Origin of the sequence: Marilutibacter maris (assembly GCF_006546735.2) — a bacterium.
Classification (GTDB): Bacteria; Pseudomonadota; Gammaproteobacteria; order Xanthomonadales; family Xanthomonadaceae; genus Marilutibacter; species Marilutibacter maris.
Map to the genome: position 1 here is coordinate 1 of NZ_VICD02000204.1, position 5,293 is coordinate 5,293.

Below are 5,293 nucleotides of genomic sequence, written 5' to 3' on the forward strand. Positions count from 1 at the left end.
GCCGGCGCCGGCCAGGCGCGCGCCCAGCCGGCGCAACACGATCTCGATGTCCCAGCCCTCGATCTCGGTGCGACGGTTCAGGTACAGCCCGAAGCCGGCACCGACGTAGAACGGCTCGATCGCGCAGGTCGCCGCCCAGGCCAGGGTGTTGGTGAGCAGGTCCAGCCACAGCGGCTGCTCGTTGACCACGGTCATGAAGTCGCGCCAGGCCGTGGGCAGCTGATCCGGCGGCACGAACAGCACCGCCAGCGCATTGAGGCCGAGATAGACCGCGAGCTCGAAGTGCAGGCAGATCACCGTCGTCAGCAGCGCCACGCCGTACACCGGCCCGGTCAGGGCGCGGCGGCGTTGGCGCGCGGCCGGACCGCTGCCGCCCTCGAGCAGGTCGACCGGCATGTTGAGCGCGCGCACCGGGCTCAACCGGCGCCAGCTCAGGTAGGCCGGAAGCCAGCGCAGGCCCCAGCCCAGCTGCGCGCGCAGGGTGCGGGCGGTCCCGGGCACGTCGCCGAACACCGCGTGCGAGAGCACGTACAGGGGAATCCGGTCGTAGGCCGGCTTGAGCCACCACATCAGCAGCGGCGCCAGCCACATCATGTCCAGCGACCAGGTCAGCAGGTTGCACAGCGCCAGCATCGGCACGGTCAACAGCAGCCACGGCGTCCAGATCGCGGCGGCGTGGCGGCGGGTCAATGCGGTGCCCAGCTCGACCGCCTCCCAGGCGGTGCGCGGACGCAGTGCGACGGTCAGCGATTCCAGATTCATGCGCCGTCGCCCCCGCCATCGCGTTGCGGATCGCGGATCGGATCGATGTCGGCCGAGGTCGGACCCTGGTGGCGTCCGCCCAGCAGCAGCCAGCCCAGCACCAGCGTCCACAGCAGCGCGCCGACGCTGTACTTGACCACCGCCGGCATCCACGCGATCGACGACCAGAACGCCTCGACGAAGGCGGCGAACACCAGCATCGCGAATACGCCCAGGCACAGGCGCGCGCCGCGCCGGCCGCCGTCGATCAGCGCATCGATGCGCCGTCGCCGGCCCGGCGCGACCAGGTTCAGCCCCAGCCGCAGGCCGGCGCCGCCGGCGATCACGATCGCGGTCAGTTCCGGTGCCGAGTGGCCGGCGACGAAACGCCAGAACGGATCGCCGTGGCCGACCGCCTGCAGGTGGCCGGCGACGCCGCCGATGGTGATCCCGTTGAACACCAGCGCGAAGATCGAGCCGAAGCCGGCGACCAGGCCGGTGGCGAAGGTGCGGAAGCCGATGCTGACGTTGTTCCAGATGTAGTAACCGAACATCGCCAGGTCGGTTCCGCTGTCGCGTCCCAGCTTGCGGTCGGGATCGTCCGGGTCGTACATGCTCTCGAACCCGGCCAGCTGGATCGGGTCGAACAGACTGCTGGCCAGCTCGGGCTTGATCTGGATCGCCACGAAGATGGCAACCAGCGGCACGACGAACAGGGCCAGCGCCGCGAGCATGCAGGCGCGTTCGGAGCGGACCTGGCGGGGAAAGCCCGCGACCAGGAATTCCAGCGCCGTCTGCCAGCGTGGCGGCGGGCTGCGATACAGCTGGCTGTGGCCGCGCTGCACGATCTGCTGCAGGCGCTCGGTCAGCTGCGGGCTGTAGCCGCGACGGCGTGCCAGCGCCAGTTGCTGGCACAGCCGGCGGTAGCGCGCCGGCATTTCGTGATCGGCGATGCCGTCCCAGTTGCGGCGCTCGGCGCGCGCCTTGCGGGCCACGTCGCGGGATCGCAGCCAGTGCTCCAGCGCCTGCCATTCGGCCTCGTGCCGGCGGACGAAATTCTCCTGCTTCATCGCGTCGCCCTCATCGCCGCCGCCCCAGCAGACCGTTGGCGATCCCGTACAGGCGCTGCACCGCGGTCTGCCCGCGGACGCCCAGCCAGGGACTGGTCAGCTCGGCCAGTTCGACCTGGCGGGCCGCGGTCAGCCGTGGCGCGCGCTCGGCGAACGCGACCAGGGCGGCCTGCTCGTGCGGCAGCAGCACCACCGGTGCGGCGATCGCTTCGGCGGGCGGGGTCGAGGCCGGCGGCAGCGAGCGGCCGTCGTGCACGACCAGGGTGCCGGCGACCATGTCGCCGATGCGCCGGCCCCATGGATCGCCGAAGCTGACCAGCAGGCCCAGCGCATAGCCGAACGGCAGCATGTCGACCACCCGCAGCAGGTTGCGCGTGATCGCCGGCATCCAGCCCACCGGTGCGCCGTTGGCGGAGATCACCCGCAGTCCGAGCGCGCGCTTGCCCGGGGTGCGGCCACGCCACAGCACCTCGAACGCGATCGGGTACAGCCAGAACAGCGAGAACAGCAGGATCAGGTAGGGACCGACCCCGCCGCGCCCGATCGCGCCCAGCGGCAGGCTGCCGGCGAACAGCAGGGCCAGGCGCAGCGCGAAATCGATCAGCCAGGCCAGTGCGCGCGGCATCGGTCCCGCCGCGGGCAGGCGCAGGGCCACGCCTTCGGGCGTGATCACGTCGCGGCTGGTGTCGAGGATGGGCGCGCGCATCAGCGAGTCCGGCGCCGCCGCCGGTGTGGTCCGATCGAGCCGCTCATCCCAGCTCGAAGGTCATCGTGAAGGTGCAGGCCGCGGTCACCGCCACGCCCGCGCGGAGCGCGGGCTTGAAGCGCCAGGCGCGGATCGCGATCGCGGTGTGGTGGCCGAAGCTGGCCGGGTCGGTCGCCGAGGCGCGGACGTTGAGCGGCACGCCGTCGGTGCCGACGTCGAAGCGGGCGTCGACCTGCCAGCTCATCGGCAGGTGGCGGGTCTTGCGGTCCTCGATCAGGGTCGGGTTGAGCATGCTGACCGGAAATACCGGCGCCTTGGCCGCGACCAGCACGGGCGCGCGGTCGTAGTCGCCCACGCATTCCGGGGTCACGCCATCGTCGACGATCGATTCGTTCGGGCGCAGGTAGTTGTTGTCCCCGAACGTGCAGCCCGCCAGCGCCACCATGCATGCGGCCAGCGCCGCGTTCTTGCCTTCCATTCCCTGCCTCTGTTCTCCCCGCCCGATCCCGTGGCTCCGGCCAGGCTCAGCTCCGGCTGTCGAGGTAGCGGTTCTTCAACCGCACATAATGCTGCGCACTGTACTGCAGTTGTTCGATCTCGCGCGGGTCCAGTTTTCGCACGAACCGCGCCGGATTGCCAAGCCACAGCTCGGCCTCGCCGACGGTCTTGCCCGGTGGCACCACCGCGCCGGCGCCGACGAAACCCAGGCGCGAGACCGTCGCGCCGTCGAGGATCTTCGCGCCCATGCCGATCAGCGCGAACTCGTGCACCGTGCAGGCGTGGATGATCGCGCCATGGCCGACGGTGACGTCGTTCTCGATCACCGTCGGCAAGCCGCCGGGTCGGGTGAACGGACCTTCGTGGGTGACGTGGACGATGCTGCCGTCCTGGATGTTGGTGCGCGCGCCGATCGAGATCGAGTTGACGTCGCCGCGGACCACGCAGCCGGGCCAGATCGAGACGTCGTCGCCGAGGCTGACCGCGCCGATGACGGTCGCGGCGGGATCGACGTAGACGCGCTCGCCGAGATCGGGAAAGGTGTCGAGATAGGGACGCAGGGTCATGCCGCCGATTCTACCGGGCCGCGGCTTGCCCGATGTGGGCGCGAACGGCCGCGGCGGCGCCGACGGGGAAAACCGGCCATTCCGGCACGACCGGAATCCCCCCTTCCGTGCCGCCCGCCAGGCTCTAAACTCGACCGCATGGACATCACCGCCGACACCACGCCCGACGAGCTCGTCTCCACCCATCGCGCGCTGCGCGCGGCCTGGCAGGCCCGCAAGCCCGATCTGGCCAGCCGCCGCGCCGACCTGGAGCGGCTGCGCGAGGCCTTCCGCGCCCAGGTGCCGGCGATGGATGCGGCGATCCGCGCCGATTTCGGCCACCGTTCCGAGCACGAGAACCTGATTTCGGAGGCGATGGTAGTGATCGCCGAGATCGACCACGCCCTGGCCCACCTGCGGCGCTGGGCACGGCCGCGGCGGGCGGCGGTGGGCTGGCGGTTCTGGCCGGCGCGGGCGCAGGTGCGACCGGTGCCGGTCGGCGTGGTCGGCATCCTGTCGCCGTGGAACTACCCGGTGAATCTGGCGCTGATGCCGCTGGTGTCGGCGATCGCCGCCGGCAACCACGTCTACCTCAAGCCCTCCGAGCACACCCCGCGCACCAGCGCCTGGCTGCGCCAGTTGCTGGCCGACGTGTTCCCGGCCGACCGGGTCGCGGTCGCCCTGGGCGGCCCCGAGGTCGGCGCCGCGTTCGCCGCGCTGCCGTTCGACCACCTGCTGTTCACCGGTTCGACCGCGGTCGGCCGCAAGGTGATGGCGGCGGCGGCGCCGAACCTGACCCCGGTGACCCTGGAGCTGGGCGGCAAGGCGCCGGCGGTGGTCTGCCCCGATTTCCCGATCGAAAAGGCCGCCGCCCGTATCGCCACCGGCAAGTGGATCAACGCCGGCCAGACCTGCATCGGCGTCGACTACGTACTGGTCGATGCCGCGCGCCGCGATGCCTTCGTCGAGGCGATCGGCGCCGAGCTGCGCGCGCGCTACGGCGACATCGCGGCCTCGCCGGACTACACCCGCATCATCAACGATGCCCAGTACGCCCGCCTGCAGGGGTACATCGACGACGCCCACGCCCGCGGACTGCGCGTGCTGACCCCGCTGGGCGAGGCGGCCTCGACCGGTGCGGAGCAGAGCGGGCGGTTGCTGCCGCCGACCCTGGTGATCGAGCCCGACGCCGAGGCCGAGGTGATGCGCCACGAGATCTTCGGGCCGATCCTGCCGATCCTGTCGTACCGCTCGCTCGACGAGGCGATCGCGACGATCCAGCGGCTGCCGCGCCCGCTGTCGCTGTACCCGTTCAGTCACGACGACGCCAACGTGAACCGGATCCTCGACGGCATCCTGCCCGGCGGGGTCACCGTGAACGACACCCTGGTGCACTTCGGCGTGCACGGCCTGCCGTTCGGCGGCATCGGTCCCAGCGGCATCGGCGCGATCCATGGCCGCTACGGCTTCGAGACCTTCAGCAAGCTGCTGCCGGTGTTCCGGCAGGCGCGCTGGGCGGGCAGCGACCTGATCAAGCCGCCATACAAGGGGCGGATCGATCGGATGATCCGCTGGCTGGCGAAGTAGGGGGCAGGCCGCTCAGCGGTCGGCCTGGACCGGCCAGATCAAGCTCAAAAAGCTTCCGCCACCCAGGGCGGCGGGTAACTTTTCTTTGCTGGCCCAAAGAAAAGTCACCAAAAGAAAGGGCCGTCCCGACAAGGCTCAATCGTGAG

At 70.9% G+C, this 5,293-nt stretch carries 5 protein-coding genes and 1 pseudogene; 1 reads left to right on the forward strand and 5 read right to left on the reverse strand.

What is annotated here, in order from left to right; translation table 11 throughout:
• From FKV24_RS11620 to FKV24_RS11640, 5 genes and pseudogenes are all read right to left on the reverse strand, one after another.
• Positions 1-762 (reverse strand): annotated as a pseudogene (locus FKV24_RS11620) (DUF4129 domain-containing protein); the annotation flags it as partial.
• Complete coding sequence (locus tag FKV24_RS11625; protein WP_111265043.1) at positions 759-1,811, reverse strand: stage II sporulation protein M; 1,053 nt, start codon at positions 1,809-1,811, stop codon at positions 759-761. The pseudogene FKV24_RS11620 and the gene FKV24_RS11625, both read right to left, overlap by 4 nt.
• A gap of 10 nt (positions 1,812-1,821) precedes the next feature.
• A complete protein-coding gene (locus FKV24_RS11630; protein ID WP_141482499.1) occupies positions 1,822-2,517 on the reverse strand; it encodes an RDD family protein in 696 nt (231 codons plus the stop codon).
• A 43-nt stretch (positions 2,518-2,560) separates the two neighbouring features.
• Positions 2,561-2,995 carry an energy transducer TonB gene (locus FKV24_RS11635; RefSeq protein ID WP_111265045.1) on the reverse strand — a complete coding sequence of 145 codons (435 nt, stop codon included), beginning with the start codon at positions 2,993-2,995 and terminating at the stop codon, positions 2,561-2,563.
• Between the two features lie 46 nt (positions 2,996-3,041).
• Positions 3,042-3,581: a gamma carbonic anhydrase family protein gene (locus FKV24_RS11640; RefSeq protein WP_141482500.1), complete on the reverse strand. Its 540-nt coding sequence runs from the start codon at positions 3,579-3,581 to the stop codon at positions 3,042-3,044.
• 138 nt (positions 3,582-3,719) lie between these two features.
• On the opposite strand from FKV24_RS11640, the gene FKV24_RS11645 reads away from it, so the two are divergent.
• The gene (locus tag FKV24_RS11645; protein WP_141482501.1) at positions 3,720-5,147 is read left to right on the forward strand and encodes an aldehyde dehydrogenase family protein; all 1,428 of its coding nucleotides are present in this window, start codon (positions 3,720-3,722) and stop codon (positions 5,145-5,147) included.
• Positions 5,148-5,293: the final 146 nt, after the last annotated feature.

Excerpts from the sequence above, each read along its gene's own strand:
- FKV24_RS11625 (WP_111265043.1), bottom strand. The coding sequence starts at position 1,811 with ATGAAGCAGGAGAATTTCGTCCGCCGGCACGAGGCCGAATGGCAGGCG.
- FKV24_RS11645 (WP_141482501.1), top strand. The coding sequence starts at position 3,720 with ATGGACATCACCGCCGACACCACGCCCGACGAGCTCGTCTCCACCCAT.
- FKV24_RS11635 (WP_111265045.1), bottom strand. The coding sequence starts at position 2,995 with ATGGAAGGCAAGAACGCGGCGCTGGCCGCATGCATGGTGGCGCTGGCG.
- FKV24_RS11630 (WP_141482499.1), bottom strand. The coding sequence starts at position 2,517 with ATGCGCGCGCCCATCCTCGACACCAGCCGCGACGTGATCACGCCCGAA.
- FKV24_RS11640 (WP_141482500.1), bottom strand. The coding sequence starts at position 3,581 with ATGACCCTGCGTCCCTATCTCGACACCTTTCCCGATCTCGGCGAGCGC.